Origin of the sequence: Roseibium sp., assembly GCF_025698965.1 — a bacterium.
Taxonomy (GTDB): domain Bacteria; phylum Pseudomonadota; class Alphaproteobacteria; order Rhizobiales; family Stappiaceae; genus Roseibium.
Genome location: NZ_JAILWL010000086.1, coordinates 1 through 16,280 on the forward strand (window position 1 = coordinate 1; position 16,280 = coordinate 16,280).

Genomic DNA, 16,280 nt, shown 5'->3' on the forward strand with positions numbered 1-16,280 from the left:
AGACCAGAGTGGTATTTTCTCGGATAAGCTCGGCTATCCCGGAACCAATCATCGGGTCATAGGATTCAACCTCCACCCCGAAATCACGCAAGATCCCTTCGGCCATTTCCTTGTTTGGTCCATAAGCCGAGTATGGCACCAAAGCATGACAGCCGGTCTTGCAATAGGCCATGTAGACAAGTGCGATTGCGGCCTGTCCGCCGGGCACGATGAATGTGTGACGTGCGTTTTCAAGGTCGGCAATTCGGGCCGACAGCTCCAAACTGGTCGGCGTTCCATAAAGACCATAGGAGTAGCCGTTTTCTGATTGTTGCCAGTCATCGGTCACTGCGGCCTGGTTTTCAAATAAAACAGTAGAGCCGCGATAGACCGGCGTCACGAGAGAAGCATAGTCGCGCCGCGCCTGAGGCGCGGGATTGAGTAGTTTGGTGCGCCAATCCATGGCCTGTCCCCGATCTATTTTTTGCTTGTCTGGATCAATTGGAGGGTGGTGTAATAGATCCTGACTGCGGCCACGATTTCATCAATCTCGACATATTCATTGAGAGAATGACATTGCTCCAGGGAGCCCGCACCGCAAATAACCGCCGGGCACCGGAAGTTCGGTGCATCGGTGGACCCCGTGAAGGCGGTAACCCTCGCTGTTTCTCCTGTTACATCCTCACAAGCCTCTGTGATGGCAGTGACAATCGGAGAGTCCAATGGCGTGTGAAACGGATCCACATTTAGCCCTGGCACACACAGCTCATACTGGAAGTCAGGTTGATCCGACGCAATGCGATCCAGAATGTTCTGGTACTCCACCGACACGCTGTCGAGATTTTCACCGGGAATGGTACGGCGATCCACCTCAATTTCACACCAGTCGGGAACAGAACTGACATTGGTTCCCCCCTTGATGACACCAACACTCAAAGTCGGGTTGCCACACATGGGATCCGGCTTTCGGTTGGCGAGACTGGTGGCAAGCTGACGCAGTTCATCCAGTACAAGCGACATATGAAGTATCGCGTTGACACCCTGGTCGGGAACGCTGGAATGAACAGAAACGCCTTTTGTTCGAATGCTTCTGCAGATCTGCCCCTTATGCGTTGGACTGATTGCAAGATTGGTTGGCTCGGCAACAATGGCAAAATCGACTTTTGGGCCGCTCAAACCGAAATCACGGGAACCAACCATCGCATGTTCTTCATCGACGACGCCGGCAACGATCAGGTCACCGGCAAGTTGCTGACCGGATTCGCGCACTAGTCGAACCACTTCGAGAAAGGCGGCAAGCCCTGCCTTCATGTCACAAGAACCGCGTCCGTATATTCTGCCATGCTCGATTTTCGGATCAAATGGAGCATCGTATCCCTCAACTCCTACCGTATCCAAATGGCCTGCGAGCAACACCGTCGGTCCATTTCCAGTGCCCTTCAACCGGCCCCAGACATTCCGTCTTCCGTTCGAGACCTCACGGCTTTCAACATGCATGGCAAGGTCGCGCAGTCTTGTTTCGAGATAATCCGCCATCGCCCCTTCCGAAGGTGCGGAAGGGTCTTCATTGCCAAAGCAGTTGACGCTTGGAATTCGGATCATGGATGCCAGGTCAGCCAACAGGCCTTCTCTGTCAACATTGATTTCAGGATCATTCATCGTATCACCGGTAATTCAGGTGCAGCGCGTCGAGAAATCAATTGGGGGCCGTCCTCACGCACCACAATATTTTCTTCGTGCAGCATTATTTTGCCTGGGGCGAATTCAAAGCCTGGCTCGATGGCCAGCACCATCCCCGGCCGGATAATGGTTTTGTCTGTTTTCATGACGGACGGCCATTCCGTGTTGCGCAGACCAACTCCGTGCCCCATGCGACCGACCGAGCCACCGGTTGCCCCTCCGCTCGCCAGGACTTCAGCCATGGCAAGCCACACATCCGACATACGCGCACCGGGAACTGCAGCGGCAATTCCGCTGCCTGTTGCACGGTAGACAAGGTCATATGCCGAACGCGTTTCGCGGCTGGCAGATCCAATGGCAAAATTGCGATCGAAATCGCTGTAGTAGCCGTCAATTTCGGCCCCGGTGTCGACGAACACCACGTCACCGTCACTCAGGAGGCGTTCTGAGGGAAACCGAATGGCATCGTCAACCCCGCCCCTGGCCGACGTCGTAACGATGTAGGGGGCAGAGTCCACTCCCCGTGAAAGCACATCAATTCGGAACGCATTGCGCGCCTCACGTTCGCTCATTCCCGCTCTTATGATGTTGGGCACATTGTCATATGCGTCCGAAACGATGCTGCAGATATGTGCAAGTTTGGCAATCTCACGCTCGGACTTCACCATGCGCAAGTCCCGGACGATGCTTGTTGCGTCGACAATTTCCAGTTCACTCAATCCGGACCTTAGCGCTTGAAAGTCATTCACCGGCATACGCAGATGCGTTTCGGGTCCCATCGGAACGCCAACGCGCCTATGGCGCGGCGCCAATTCCCTGAGGGTCGCCGCCAGCAGGCTGATACCTTCATCTTCCGGATTTGGTGACGTCCAGACCCGAATATCATCAAGCCAGCTCTGCGAGACTGCATTTTCGCCAATGCCTGGGATGATGGCGACGGGTTTGCCCTTGGCCGGAATGACCAAAAACCACGGTCGTGTCGGGCTTTGCCAGAAATAGCTGTTAAATCCGGTGAAATAGGCAAATTCCGGCTCGGTCATAATCAGGAGGGCGTCAAGAGCCTGCTCACGCAACAGCTTTTGCGCGCGTGCGGTACGGGTCTCAAACTCCTCGACGGGAAATCCCCTTGGTGGAATTTCCTCACGTCTCGAAACCGTCATGTATGCCTCCCGGAAGGTAACCTGCCTGCTCTATTTGCCACTCAGCGGCTTCGTAAGGAGCTGACCGAATTCTGCCAGTTGGTCATCAATTCCCGCCAGGCGCAGCAAATGCCAGGCCAGGGCGTGGTTGCTCGCGGTAACGGGCTTGTTCAAGGTTTTTTCGGCCTTCTCGATAATTCCGGCAGCTCTCAAGCTGGTACATGAGATGAAAACGCCGTCCACATCGGGTCGGTCTCCTGCGGAGATGGCAGCTTGCAGGATCGAGTCCTCGTCAATTCGCCCAACGACAAAATCGCTTTCCTCATAAAAGGACCCGACAAATCGAACCTCGATTTCCGCATCGTCGAATTTGTTCTGCATAGTCACAGTGACGTCAGGCCGGTAGGGCGTGAGGAGAGCAATACGCTTGACACCAAGTGTATCAAGCGCGGCTTTCGCAGCGGTAAGTGGATTGGAAGCCGGAATGCCTGGATGAATTTCAGCAATGATTTCTGCAACACGGTGCTCACCAATGATCGTGGATGCCGAGGTGCAGCCATAACCGATCGATTTGAGGCCAAGATAGCCGGGAAGAAGCCTGGCCGCTTTCGGAATCTCGTGCTCCATTTTTGCCAAAGTCTCAGGTGTTACCGTCACATCACAGGCAAGTCTTGAGTGATAGACCGACACACCGGGCAATGCCGTCAGATGACGGAACTCCATTTCCATCGTCTGATCGGTTTCAAGCACCAACAGGCCGATGCGTGCTCGTTCCGCCGCGCCCTCATCTGTCTCGAAGGAAAAGCGCCTGGTTTCAACGCTGGATGAAATCTGTTGCGTTGCGCGATCCATCAGTAATGCCTCCCTTGCAGGCTTCAACGAACGTGTGTCTCTGTTCACTCTAGCCGGACGAACAAACTGGCCCCGCCTCTAGCCCGTTCTTTGGGTTTCCTGCTGTGCAAAAAAAGAAGTGCCATTCGGAACTTCCGGCAATTGCAATAGATAAGGTGTACAACGCACGCGCCCCGACACTTCACCACGAACAAGTTCATGTGTGAATTTGCTGGGCAGATGGTTTGGACTTAGTTCGATTGCATCTTCCGCATAATAAGTGGTGATATAGAGCGTGCGTGGTTGGCGCGATCTATTGGGCGCGGAACCATGCAGAAGACTGGCATGCATGAGACAGACCGAGCCTGCCTTCCCCGTGCATTTTACAATTTTGCCTCTGTGTTCCTCTACCACCTCATCTGCAACAGCTCCCGTGAATACACCGTTGTGCCAATGAGAGTGGAGCGGTCCCTTGTGGCTGCCCGGAACAACTTCCAATGGACCGTTTTCCAATGTCACGTCATCCAGGAACAGGAGACAGGTGATCATGTCGTCATTCGTCATCGGTTCAAATGGGAAATCCTGATGCCATTTGACTTCCGTTCCGGATCCGGGAAGTTTGGAATTCACCTTGCCATGATGAAACCGTATCCCGGGGCCGATCAGGTCGGCGCAAAAGTCCACCGTTCGTGCGTTCCGCATGGCGTCGGCATAGATTTCAGACACTTCTTCCGGAGACTGAATGCGGCGCAAGGCCGGTTTTTGCGCACTGTGCCCTGGTTGCAGATCAAATCGAGCGCGCCCGTCGAGCGTTTCCCCATAGTCATTCGTGTGAGCGCGACTTTCCTCAACCCAACTCAAAAACTGGTTGCGCAGGGCTGAGAGCGTGCTCTGGTCGACGGCATCCTCCACAACCAAAACGCCGTCGCGCCAGAATTGATCCTTCTGATCCTGTGCCAGCAGTGCCATATGATCCTCCCAATCGATATTGGTATATACCAGCGATTTTTCTGGTATATACCAACTCAACTGCTATGAGTAGTAAAAACTTCACCGGAAGAATTTCGATGGCCGATACATCCACCTCCAATTCGGAGACACCGCGATTTCGCCAGATTGTGGAAGCGCTGCGCGAACAGATTACCAACGGGAAATTACCGGAGCACAGCCCCCTGCCCTCTGAGAGGCTGCTGGCTGAGGATCATGCCGTCAGCAGGATGACCGCTCGCAGGGCGCTTGAAGCCGTTGAGGCCGAGGGATTGGTTTACAATATTGTTCGGCAAGGCCGTTTCGTATCTCCAAGACGTCTCAACTATAATATTTCCAGTATGGCCAACTTCGTCTCCGATGCCAGAAGCCGGGGCATCGACCTTTCGATCGAGCTGATTGGAAGCCGGGCCATTCGGGCAGACAGGCATATTGCTGAAAAGTTGTCGGTTCCCCGAGGAACCCAGCTCCAGGAAAGTGTCAGGCTGTTCAAAATGCGCGACCATGCAACTTTTCTGGAAACGGAGCTTTCTATTCTGGAGCGCTGCAAAGGCTTGCCGGGCTTTGAAGAACTGCAGTCCAGACCGGTCTGCGACCAGAGATATAGCCCCTTGGGGGAAAGCGCCGACATCGTCATTCGGTTGCACGCGCTGAACCCGGATGAAGCAGGTAAACTGGGAATGGCGCCACACCAGCCAGCCATGAAACAGGAACAATTGGTCAGAGATGAAAACGGCGTTGCGTTCTGTTACTGCCTTCAGATCTGGCGCGGAGAGCTCGCGGAATTCTCTGCCCGGTCACTCGTCATTGTTTGAATGTGGAAAGGGTCTCGGAACCGACGTTTCCAAGGCTGAGGCAAACGACTGGAGTTTGCTCGAGATTTTTTGATTTACGTTAGGCTTCGGCAACTCGCCGCAATTGCAGCTTCAGGCAAATGTTCAAAGGCAATCCTGTCAAAAGGCCATCCGGCCTTTTGAGCACAAAACCAGCTCTTCTAGTTCAGACAGAATTAAGGCATCCAAGCCACGTCGTATCAGCCGGTAGACGGTGCGCCCGTCACATAGTCTCCAGTTTGTCACCGGTACGCCGTGCCAAAAGAATTGCACCGGAAACCGCATCTCCGTCGGCCGGTTTCAGACGTCTGCGCACATCATGTGCAAGCCATGGCTCCAACGGGCTCGCCAATCCACCGAGCAACGAGATCCTGGGAGCTCCTTGAGCAAGCAGAGCACGCACCAGAGTGTCGATCTCGCCGGCGGCCGCCTGAACGGTCTGCCGTGCAGCAGGATCTCCCTGTTCGGCATGTCGCAAAACCGCGGGGGCAAAGGCGGCATAGTCCGTTGCGCTTGCCTGATCCATCCATCTGACGACTTCCATCGGGTCATCGCCAAATTTTTTCATCACTTCTGCCAGGAGAGCTGTACTCTCCTCGCGGCCATCATGTGCACGCAATGCGGCTCGCACGGTGTTTAACCCCAGAAAGGCACCGCTTCCCTCGTCGGAGATGGGAAAACCATAACCGCCAACACGGAGTTCCTGCGAGCCAACGATACCAATGCCAACTGAACCGGTTCCGGCAATCACAATTGCACCGTCCTGACCTGAATGCGCGCCCAGACAGGCGCCCAGTCCGTCGTTGACGAAGACGACTTCTGCAAATTCATGCGGGCAGTTCGACAGAGCCTCCAGCGCTCCCTTACGGCCAAGACCTGCCAGTGCCATACCGGCCCGAACATGTTCAAGGTCCGGTTGGCCCAGGCCCGCCTCCTCCAGGGCGCCCGTACTCGCCGTGATGATTTCAGCCCATGCTTTTTCGATCCCGAGCCGCGTCGTCGCCGGTCCGGCCAGACCCTGCCCGAGAACCCGGCCGCTCGCATCTTCTATCCGCGCACGGCAGCCGGTACCGCCTCCATCGACACCAAGGAAAAAAGGACCCTTGATCATGATGAAAACCGTTCGATGTCGGCACCGCAACGCCGGAGCTTGTCGTCAAGCCGCTCGTACCCGCGATCGAGATGATAGATCCGGTTGACCACCGTTTCCCCCTCGGCTGCCAACCCGGCCAGAACAAGGGAAACCGAGGCACGCAGATCCGTCGCCATAACGCTTGTTCCGAACAGGGCCGTCTTTCCCCGAACCAGCGCACTCGGTCCCTGGAGCTTGATTTCGGCACCCAATCGGCACAATTCGGGCAGATGCATAAATCGGTTCTCGAACACGGTCTCTCGGATGAGCGAAGCACCTTCGGCACAGGTGGAAAGCGCCATGAACTGCGCTTGAAGATCCGTTGGAAAGCCTGGATAGGGTTCCGTTGTTATGTCTGTACCCGTGAGCGCCCCACGACGGGCAACCACCATGCCGCGATCGCTCGGCCACACATCCACGCCCATGCTCTCCAGAATCTGAACGACCGAGGCGAGATGCTCCAGCCGAGCGTTGAGCAGCTCCAGTTCACCGCCGGTAATCGCCGCCGCAACGGCATAGGTGCCTGCTTCAATGCGGTCGGGAATGCAATGATGCCGGGCGGCGCGCCAGCTTGTATCGCCGTCGACAAGAATGCGATGTGTTCCCTCACCTTCGATGACAGCTCCCATGGACCGCAGGCACGATGCAAGGTCGGCGATTTCCGGTTCTCGAGCAGCGTTTAGAATTTCTGTCTCACCCTTTGCCATGGTACCGGCCATCATGGTTGCCGCGGTTGCCCCGACCGAGGGCCCCGGCAATACGATCCGCGCTCCCTTCAAACCATTGGGTGCGGATGCGACAATAACCCCGCGCTCCAGCGCGATCTCGGCCCCCAGTGTTTCCAGTGCCCGGATATGCATGTCCACCGGCCTGGCCCCGATCGCGCAACCACCAGGCAGGGAAACCTTGGCGTGACCGCAGCGCGCCAGAAGCGGTGCCAGCACCAGAACCGTCGCCCGCATGCGGCGGACTGTGTCATACGGTGTTTCCTGCTGCGACAGATCTTTTGTCGTGATCACGGCGCTGCTGATACCGCGTTCCACCTCAGCATTGTGGAAAGAGGCCAGCGTCAACATCGTGTCGACGTCACGCACCGCCGGCAGATTTGTCAATTCGACCGGATGCGGGTTCAACAGTGCGGCCGCGATCTGAGGTAACGCGGCATTTTTTGCGCCAGCGATATCGACCACCCCACGCAGTCTGTTGCCCCCTCTGATGCGCAGTCTATCCATGGTTTCAGCCTTTGTTTGTCGTTTCCAGCTGCTTCCGAAGGAAGATCCTTGCCTGCCCGGCTGCAAAGTTCGGCAACTCTCCAAAGACTTCGTAGCCTGCCTTTAAATAGGCACCCAATCCAGCCTCGCTGAATGTGTCGATCCAGGCGCCGCTACAACCACGCTCCAGCGCGCGATTTTCCGCTTCGGCAATAAGCCGGTTCGCCAATCCCTGTCTTCGGTGACCCTCCGCCACCCAAAGCCACTGAATGTAAAGATAGTTCCAGATGGTGAAACCGAAAGCTCCGGCGACAAGGTTCCCATCCGCATCATGCAGTGTAACCTGTAATTCAACCCGATTTGGCTCCCCCACAAAGGCTGTATTGAATGCCGAAAGTTCGCCATATATCGCCTGGTCATGATCCAGCGGTACGTCGGTGATCGTCAAAGTCCGGCCGTCAGCTGAATTTGCCCGGACGATACGTCCTCCGCACAGTGGAGCCCTTACACCGGTCGATGTGGGAAAAGAGATCGGCAGTCCGCGCAAGGATCGTACGGCAAGCAGCGCGAAACACTCCGCCTCAACAGCATCCGAACGCCAGCCGTATTCCTCGGCAGCAACGGCTTCGACCCCTGCATAGGTGGTCAGCATCTTCATCATCGCAGGATTCCAGCGTCCACCACCGCAGACCACGAGGCGGGTCGGACGACTTGGCAGGATATCAAGACCGGCACCGACCGCCGCAGCCGAAAAGGCCGTCAAGGTAGCTGCCCCGTCTTCCAGCGACAGACCCTCCACCCAGTCAAAGCCGAAATCGAAGCGGTCCAGCGATTTTGGATAGGATTGAGTGAAGTAAGGCATGGTCAGCCGTTTGGTCAGCAGATCCATGTCCACGGTTCCGGCAAGTGCAAAGGCACCATCACGATCCATTTCGCCCGCTCCCATGGACTTGACGAAGTCGTTGATCGGAGCATTGGCCGGACCGGTGTCAAAAGCAGCGATTTCCCCCTCGGCGGAAACCCAGGTGGCGTTGGCGACCCCGCCGAGATTGAGCACGGCAGTCCCTTCCGGGTAGCCGGCGGTTGCCAGCAGGGCTTTATGATAGATCGCCGACAGAGGCGCTCCCTGTCCGCCGGCAGCAACATCAGCTGAGCGAAAATCATAGGCAACATCCGTATCCAGGATACGGGCCATCAAACGACCGTCCCCCAATTGGCGTGTCGCGCCAATGCGTCCCGGAACCGGTGCACGGTGCAGAACCGTCTGACCATGGAAACCGACGACGCCGATATCTGCCATTGTGAGGCCCGCAGCTTCTACAACACTGCGTACTGCATTGGCTTGAGCGATGGAAATTGCGGTTTCAGCTTCTGCGAAGATCTCCGGCTCCGGTCCGTCGAAGTTCCAGACACGCGCCTCGGAAAGCGTTTTCTCAAGCAACCGGTTGGTTTCATCCGGATATGGAACCAACTCGTAGGCACCGAATTCCGTGATCGTTTCGCCATCGGTTTTCAGCAACGCCACATCAATATAGCCATCAAGAACGGTGCCGGTCATCAGCCCCACGGCCCAGATCGGTTCCATGTTCAGTCCTTTCCGTAGAGTGCTGCAGCAACCGCCTGGCGCAGCTGGAGAATATCGCTCGGTGTAAACCTGCTGGGATGCACCCGGTTGGTCAGCAGGGTCCAGGCATGTCCTGCCGCAAAGTCGACCCATAGCCCTGTCCCGGTAAATCCCGTATGTCCGATGGTTTGATCGGAACAATAACGGCTCCCCGACCAATCCGGATGCGGCAGTTCCCAGCCATGGCCGCGCGTCGGACCTATCTCGGTACGCAGAAGGCGCGTATGGCTGTTGCCGGCCCCATCCATTTCAAGCAGTTGGTATGCATAGTCGAGAACGGAGCTCACGTTGCCAAAGAGCCCCGCGTTGCCGGCTCCCTGAAGAGCGAAGCAATTCTCGTCATGAACCTCTCCGACCATCACCCGGCCACGCCAATGGCAGTGCTCGCTCGCCGCAGTGATGTTTACGTGACTGGAAAATGCAAACCCAAACCCCGGTTCCATGTCACGTATCCGGCATCCTTCGAGCCGTTCTAGACCAATGCCGAGCAGAATGAAGTTGATACAGGAATAGGCCGCCGGTCCACGAGGCCATTCATGCTGTAACACAAAAGCTCGCAGCTGATCGGGATCGCGGCCATAGGTGTAGATCGGAAAGACCGGCGGCAACCCTGTCTGGTGACCGAGACACTGACGAACCGTCAGCTGCCGCTCCCAGGCGGTGTCAGCGTGGTATTGACGCAAGTCCGGTATCAACGCGACCAGCGGTGCATCAAGGTCGATGCGGCCATTTCGGGCGTGTGCCAGTATCCGTTCGGTGGTGAAGACGACCTTGGAAACCGACGCAAGATCGAACCAGGTATCTTCCGTCATTGGCCGAGGGTCAGGTTCGAGTTGAGCGTGGCCAACCGCACGCGTGATGCGGCTTCCATCTTGTGAGACAAGGCCAAGCACACCGCCCGGCACACGACCCGAGGTCACCGCGGCCTCTAATCGGGCGAATGCAGCGTCAAAAGAGGATTGTCTGTTCAATGATCATCCCTCCTGCCGATAACAATGGTCGCCCCCCGCATCCAGCCATGGCTCACTTTCAGGCACAAATCCAATTGGACGCACCAGCGACGGTATCGCACGTGTGTCGATACTGTAATCGGCACGCCGCCGCTCCAGCGAAGGAACTGCCTTGATGAGCTGCTTGGTATATCTGTGACGCGGATTTGCCAGCAAATCGCGGGCACTGCCGATTTCGACAATGCGCCCGGCATAAACCACGGCAATTCGATGAGCAATTCGTTCGACCACCGCCATGTCGTGCGTGACAAAAAGATAAGCCAGGCCGAACTCCTGCTGCAGATCAATGAGCAAATCGAGAACCTTTGCCTGCACGGATACATCGAGAGCTGAAACCGCTTCATCGAGCACAAGCACCGAGGGTTTCAGCATAAGCGCCCGGGCAATACAGACCCGCTGCCGTTGACCACCCGAAAACTCATGCGGGTAGCGGGAAAGACTGTCGACAGGCAAACCCACGCGGCTGAGCAGCATTTCCATTCGGGCGACAGCCTCGGCATCAATACGGTGTCCCACGGCAATCAGTGGCTCTGCCATGATACTGTGCACGGTGAGACGCGGGTTCAGGGAAGCGTTCGGGTTCTGAAACACCATTTGCACTGGTTTGTCCGTGCCCCCAACCTGAGTTTGATCGGCCTGAATAGTGCCGCTGGCCGGGGTCACGAGATCGAGTATGGCGCGTGCAGTCGTTGATTTTCCCGAGCCGGATTCACCGACAATTCCGAGCGTCTCGCCGGCCTTGAGCTCAAATGAGACATCCTCCACTGCGTGGACATTGCCGGTGTGCCTGCGAAACAGTCCGGAGCGAACCGGAAAACGCACCGTCAGATTTTCAACCTTAAGAGCACGATGTGCCGAGGCCATGTCACTCCTGACGGATTTGCCGTCCGAAAAATGTGGGACTGCACTCAGCAAATGTTGGGTGTAGTGGTGTTGCGGATTATCAAGGACAGTGTCGAGTGCGCCCTGCTCCACCACTTTACCGCTTTGCATGACCATGACACGGTCGGCGAAACCTGCAACGAGGCCGATGTCATGGGTGATGAAAATCATTCCGGTTCCGGTCTCACGTTTCATTTCCGAAAGCAACCCAAGGATCTGAGCCTGTATCGTCACGTCGAGTGCCGTAGTGGGTTCATCAGCGATCAGGAGGCGTGGGTTCGTGGCAAGCGCTATTGCGATCATCACGCGCTGAAGCATTCCGCCGGAAAGCTGATGCGGTGCATAATTCAGACGTCTGGCGGCATCAGGAATGCGCACGCGCTCCAGCGCTTCGCACGCCGCAATTTTCGCCGCTGCACCGGTCATGCCTTGCTGATAACGGAAGATCTCCTCAATCTGTGCACCGATCGTCATAACCGGATTGAGCGACGTCATCGGTTCTTGAAAGATCATGCCGATTTCGCGGCCTCGAATTTGTTCGAGCTCGCTCTCGGCACAGACGGCGAGATCCAAAGATGACCCATCGGAGCGTGTGTAGTTGATCGAACCGCCGGTGATCCTGCCGCCGCCAAAGTCGACAAGGCGGTTCACTGCCATCGAAGTTACCGATTTGCCGGATCCGGTTTCACCGACAATAGCGAGGGTTTCTCCAGGCGCGAGATCGAAACTGACCCCGTGAACGACCTCGTTCTCCGCTGGACGCGGACCGAAACCCACTTTGAGATCGCGAACGGAGAGAAGGTTCATGCCAACCTCCTGCGTGTCTTGGGGTCGAGGATATCGCGCAGGGCATCCCCGAGCAGATTGAAACTGAGCACTGCGAGCATCAGCGCTATCGCGGGCACCCATAGGAGCCAGGGGGCCATCTCCATGAGGTTCCGGGCGTCTGCAAGCATGAGGCCGAGCGACGCATTGGGCGGCTGTGTACCGAGACCCAGAAAACTCAATCCCGCTTCGGTGACCAGAGCCCAGGCAAGCGCAAGCGTAATCTGGACTGTAAGCGGAGCAACCAGGTTCAATCCAAGATGCCGCGTCATTATATAGCTGCGCGACGTTCCGAAAGTGCGGGCAGCATCGACAAAGTCACGACGGCGCAGCGATAGCGCAGGACCACGCATGACACGGGTGAAAATCGGCGCATAGACGATGGCAATCGCCAATACGGATGTCCAGGTGCCCGGCCCGAAGATCGTAATGATCAAAAGGGCAAGCAGGATTGCGGGAAAGGCCAGCAGAACATCCATGAAGCGCATTACCACGCCATCCCACAAGCCCGAGAACCAGGCCGCGGTCAAGCCAAGAACGCTCCCGAGCAACGACGCGACACCAACCGAAAAAAACGAGATTATGAAACTCTGCCCAATCCCTTCCATCAGGCGGGAAAGCACATCGCGTCCGAAAAGGTCGGTCCCAAACCAGTGCGCGTTGGAAGGTCCCTGAAGTCGGGCAACACGGTCCTGCATCAGCGGGTCATACGGTGTTAGTCCCGTCTTGCCCAGAATGGCGGCAATCAGGAAGACTATGAAAATAGCCAGGCCGATACGGCCGGAAGGATGGCGGGCAACATCTTTGAGAAGAGCTGTCATTTGGATTCAAATCGAATGCGCGGGTCAAGGGCGGCGTAGGCAAGATCCACCAGGAGGTTCACGATCATGAAATTGAAGGCAATGAAGAGAACCGAACCCTGAACCAACGCGTAATCACGCTGCAAAATGGCATTGAGTACGGTACGGCCGAGACCCGGCAGGGCAAATATCTGTTCAACCAGCACGGCACCTCCAAGCAGATAACCGAATTCGACACCCGAGAGCGTGATCACCGGGATCAGGGCATTGGGAAGGGCATGACGCCAGATGACACGGCGACGCGGCATGCCCTTGGAACGGGCAGTTCGAACGTAGTCCTCCTGAAGGATATCCAACATGGTCGAGCGTGACATGCGAATAACCGCCGCAGCGAAGGCTGTTCCAAGCGTGATGGCCGGTAGGATCATCTGAGCGAGATTGGCAACCGGATCTTCGGTAATTGGAACAAAGGTTCCCATTTCGGGAAGAACGCCGAAACCGACGGAGAGCAAATAGACCAACAGCAATCCGACAACAAAACTGGGCGTCGACTGACCGAACATCGCGACGATGCGCACGATGAGATCCGATGGACGGTCCTTGTTCGTGGCGGCATAAATACCGGCAGGTATCCCGATGATCAATGCAATCAGCATCGACAGGACAGCCAGTTCAAGCGTCAACGGGAAGTGCTCCCAGATAATCGTCATGACCGGCTGGCCGTATGTCGTCGAAATACCCAGATCACCCTGCAATACACCGGCCAACCATCGCCAGAATTGCACGAACCAGTTCTGATCAAGTCCGAAATAGGCGCTGAGGGATTCTCGTTGCGCAGGTGTCAGCAGTCCGGACTCGGTGCCAAGCATCGCAGTGATTGCGTCACCCGGCACCAGGCGTATGGCAACAAAGACGAAAATCGCCACGCCCAGCATCACCAGCGGGAACACCAAAAGGCGTTTTATCGGGTAGGGCATGGCAATCTCCGCCTGCAGGCTTACTTGCTCAAACTCGTATTAGCGAGCCCGAACAACGAACCGGTTGGTGTCGGAACGAAGCCGTCGACGTAGTCCTGCGCACCGGCATATGAATATCCGGTGTAGAGCCAGACCCATGGCGAAACCTCTGCAAGATGTTTCTCGAAGGATTGGAAAATCTCTTTCCGCTTGGCCGGGTCCGTTTCTTCCCGTCCGAGCGTCATCAGACTATCAAGGTCACCATCGATATAGTTGGCAACGTGCTGCAGATTGCCGTCCTTGGTCCAGTACCGATTGTACATGGTGTAAGGATCTGGTCTCCCCCCGTTCAGCGCTACGGCCATGTCGAAATTACCTTTCAGCCAATGGTCAACGTAGACGTTCAGTTCCTTCATCTCAATCGTGAGATTGATGCCGATTTCAGACAGCTGAGACTGAAGAACCTGTGCTTCGGAGGCAGCGGTTGGCGGCTCCCCGGTTGCCGCCATGATGGTCATGTCGAACCCGTCGGCATAGCCGGCTTCCGCCATTAGGTTCTTGGCCTTGTCCAGATCTTGCTGATAGCAAAAGAGCTGATCGAGCGGTGTCGCGTAGGCGGCCATGGTCAGTGGCCCGGTCACCGCGCCTTCACCCAGGAGCGCCGTGTCCAGAATATCCTGACGGTCTACGGCGCAGGAGATTGCCTGACGGACCTTGAGCTCGGTCAGTGGACCGCGAGACGGATTCAACTGCAACACGTGATAGGACAGGACCGGTGCCTTGGCCAGCTTCAGCCCGGAAGCCTGCGGGATCAATGTCGCCACGAAAGGATCGTTGATCAAAGCGAAGTCCACCTGCTTCGACCGCAAGGCGGCGAGGATCGCCGTCTCGTCCGGCAGAACCGAAATATCGAGCCCTTCGATGGCCACGTCACCGCCGTGCCAGTTCTCATTGGCAACCAGCTTGGCGTTCGAATTCGGTGTCCAGCTTTCATATTTGAACGGACCTGATCCGACAACTTCGGTACCGATGGTTCCAGCGTCAATTGCACTGGCGGATACGATGGCCGCGTTGATCGACGCGAGCGCCGTCAGAAACGGCACGTTCGGACCATCAAGATTGAAAACGACGGTCAAGTCGTCCGGTGTGTCGATCGAGGTGATCGCCGTAAAATTCGCACGGGTCGCCGCACCGGTTTCCTCATCCAGGATACGTTCGAAACTGGCCTTTACGTCGGCCGATGTGACAGGTGATCCGTCATGAAACTTGGCGTTTTCGTCAAGTTTCATCGTCAGCACTGTGGCTTCTCCGTTGAACTCCCAGGAATTTGCAAGCGCCGGAACGATCTTGGCATCCTTATCGAGGCGCACAAGCGGTTCATACATCAGTTCAAGGAAACGGATCGACGAGAACGCCGTCTGCTTGTGAGGATCAAGGCCGGTGGCATCCTGGGACCAGGCGACCTTGAGGCTTTCGGCCATTGCCATACCGCCTAACGCGGTAGTGCCCAGCACGACGGCCAGGCCAGCCGCCCTGAGTGACTTGGTAATCATCTTTGACATAAGTGTTCTCCCTGTGTGGAAGGATTAGGCAGTCTAATCCGTCAGTCCTGCGCGGATTGTGCCCCGCGTCTTGTCAATTGCTTTCCTTAATACGCCGCCATGTTCCTTAAGGGCCTTGGCGGCAACATCCCGGCTGAAACCCGTGAGTTTCATGCAGATTGCCAGTTTGACATCGTTATCCGCTTCGGCCAGCAGAACGGCAGCCTCATCGGGCTCAACGCCTGTAATCTCAGACAATATGCCAACAGCGCGGGTAAGAAGTTTGGAGTTTGAGATCGACAGGTCGACCATCAGGTTCTGATAGGTCTTGCCAATTCTGATCATTGCCGCCGTCGTCAGCATGTTCAGCACCATCTTCTGCGCGGTCCCGGATTTGAGTCTGGTCGACCCCGTGACAACTTCGGGACCGACCACCGGCGCGATCGAGATCTCGGCATGGCGCGACATGACGGAATTCGGATTGCAGGTAAGTGCAACGGTGCGTGCCCCAACTTCGGTGGCAAACTTAAGAGCGCCGATGACATAGGGAGTTCGGCCTGACACAGCGATGCCAACGACCACATCCCGGTTCGTCAAAGCAGCAGCCTTCAGATCCGCGGCCCCTTGAGCGTCACTGTCCTCGGCCCCTTCCACGGCATCGCGTAGCGCCCGATCGCCACCGGCAATAATGCCGATGACCATGGATGGCGGCACCGAGAAGGTCGGGGGGCATTCGGACGCATCCAGAACACCCAGCCGACCTGACGTTCCGGCTCCGATATAGATCAGCCGCCCACCGGCACGAAATGCGTCAGCGATCAGTTCCACGGCCTTCGCAATGGCAGGCAGT

Annotated in this window: 15 protein-coding genes and 1 pseudogene; 1 reads left to right on the plus strand and 15 read right to left on the minus strand. The window is 56.5% G+C overall.

Translation table 11 applies throughout. The features are described 5' to 3' along the window. From K5905_RS09280 to K5905_RS09300, 5 genes are all read right to left on the minus strand, one after another. The coding region (locus K5905_RS09280; RefSeq protein ID WP_297582821.1) for a PLP-dependent transferase at positions 1–442 on the minus strand (442 nt) is incomplete at its 3' end. A 14-nt stretch (positions 443–456) separates the two neighbouring features. Then, positions 457–1,638, minus strand: a complete 1,182-nt coding sequence (locus tag K5905_RS09285) for a M20 family metallopeptidase (protein ID WP_297582823.1) — start codon at positions 1,636–1,638, stop codon at positions 457–459. Further along, positions 1,635–2,819, minus strand: coding sequence for a Xaa-Pro peptidase family protein (locus tag K5905_RS09290; protein ID WP_297582826.1), 1,185 nt, complete (start codon positions 2,817–2,819; stop codon positions 1,635–1,637). Before K5905_RS09290 ends, K5905_RS09285 begins: the two co-directional genes overlap by 4 nt. A gap of 30 nt (positions 2,820–2,849) precedes the next feature. After that, entirely contained in the window at positions 2,850–3,650 is an 801-nt protein-coding gene (locus tag K5905_RS09295) for an Asp/Glu racemase (protein ID WP_297582829.1), read from the minus strand. A gap of 78 nt (positions 3,651–3,728) precedes the next feature. After that, entirely contained in the window at positions 3,729–4,598 is an 870-nt protein-coding gene (locus tag K5905_RS09300) for a phytanoyl-CoA dioxygenase family protein (protein ID WP_297582831.1), read from the minus strand. 98 nt (positions 4,599–4,696) lie between these two features. Here K5905_RS09300 and K5905_RS09305 point away from each other — a divergent pair, with 98 nt between their 5' ends. After that, a complete protein-coding gene (locus tag K5905_RS09305; RefSeq protein ID WP_297582833.1) occupies positions 4,697–5,431 on the plus strand; it encodes a GntR family transcriptional regulator in 735 nt (244 codons plus the stop codon). 241 nt (positions 5,432–5,672) lie between these two features. Here K5905_RS09305 and K5905_RS09310 read toward each other — a convergent pair whose 3' ends face one another. From K5905_RS09310 to murQ, 10 genes and pseudogenes are all read right to left on the minus strand, one after another. Next, positions 5,673–6,560, minus strand: a complete 888-nt coding sequence (locus K5905_RS09310; protein ID WP_297582836.1) for an N-acetylglucosamine kinase — start codon at positions 6,558–6,560, stop codon at positions 5,673–5,675. Next, positions 6,557–7,813 (minus strand): UDP-N-acetylglucosamine 1-carboxyvinyltransferase, encoded by a 1,257-nt coding sequence (gene murA, locus K5905_RS09315; RefSeq protein ID WP_297582840.1) that lies wholly within the window; start codon positions 7,811–7,813, stop codon positions 6,557–6,559. The genes K5905_RS09310 and murA overlap by 4 nt, the downstream gene beginning before the upstream one ends. A gap of 4 nt (positions 7,814–7,817) precedes the next feature. Continuing rightward, the gene (locus K5905_RS09320) at positions 7,818–8,165 is read right to left on the minus strand and encodes an N-acetyltransferase (RefSeq protein WP_297582853.1); all 348 of its coding nucleotides are present in this window, start codon (positions 8,163–8,165) and stop codon (positions 7,818–7,820) included. 105 nt (positions 8,166–8,270) lie between these two features. Next, positions 8,271–9,377, minus strand: a pseudogene (locus K5905_RS09325) (anhydro-N-acetylmuramic acid kinase); the annotation flags it as partial. Between the two features lie 2 nt (positions 9,378–9,379). After that, the gene (locus tag K5905_RS09330) at positions 9,380–10,387 is read right to left on the minus strand and encodes a serine hydrolase (RefSeq protein ID WP_297582843.1); all 1,008 of its coding nucleotides are present in this window, start codon (positions 10,385–10,387) and stop codon (positions 9,380–9,382) included. A 3-nt stretch (positions 10,388–10,390) separates the two neighbouring features. After that, positions 10,391–12,115 (minus strand): ABC transporter ATP-binding protein, encoded by a 1,725-nt coding sequence (locus K5905_RS09335; protein WP_297582845.1) that lies wholly within the window; start codon positions 12,113–12,115, stop codon positions 10,391–10,393. Further along, on the minus strand, positions 12,112–12,954 hold the full coding sequence (locus tag K5905_RS09340) for an ABC transporter permease (RefSeq protein WP_297582847.1): 843 nt from the start codon (positions 12,952–12,954) through the stop codon (positions 12,112–12,114). Before K5905_RS09340 ends, K5905_RS09335 begins: the two co-directional genes overlap by 4 nt. After that, positions 12,951–13,910: an ABC transporter permease gene (locus K5905_RS09345; RefSeq protein ID WP_297582849.1), complete on the minus strand. Its 960-nt coding sequence runs from the start codon at positions 13,908–13,910 to the stop codon at positions 12,951–12,953. The genes K5905_RS09340 and K5905_RS09345 overlap by 4 nt, the downstream gene beginning before the upstream one ends. Positions 13,911–13,930: 20 nt before the next feature. Further along, positions 13,931–15,451, minus strand: a complete 1,521-nt coding sequence (locus K5905_RS09350) for an ABC transporter substrate-binding protein (protein ID WP_297582850.1) — start codon at positions 15,449–15,451, stop codon at positions 13,931–13,933. A 33-nt stretch (positions 15,452–15,484) separates the two neighbouring features. Next, positions 15,485–16,280, minus strand: a 796-nt coding sequence (gene murQ / locus K5905_RS09355; protein ID WP_297582852.1) for an N-acetylmuramic acid 6-phosphate etherase, incomplete at its 5' end; no start/stop codon positions are given.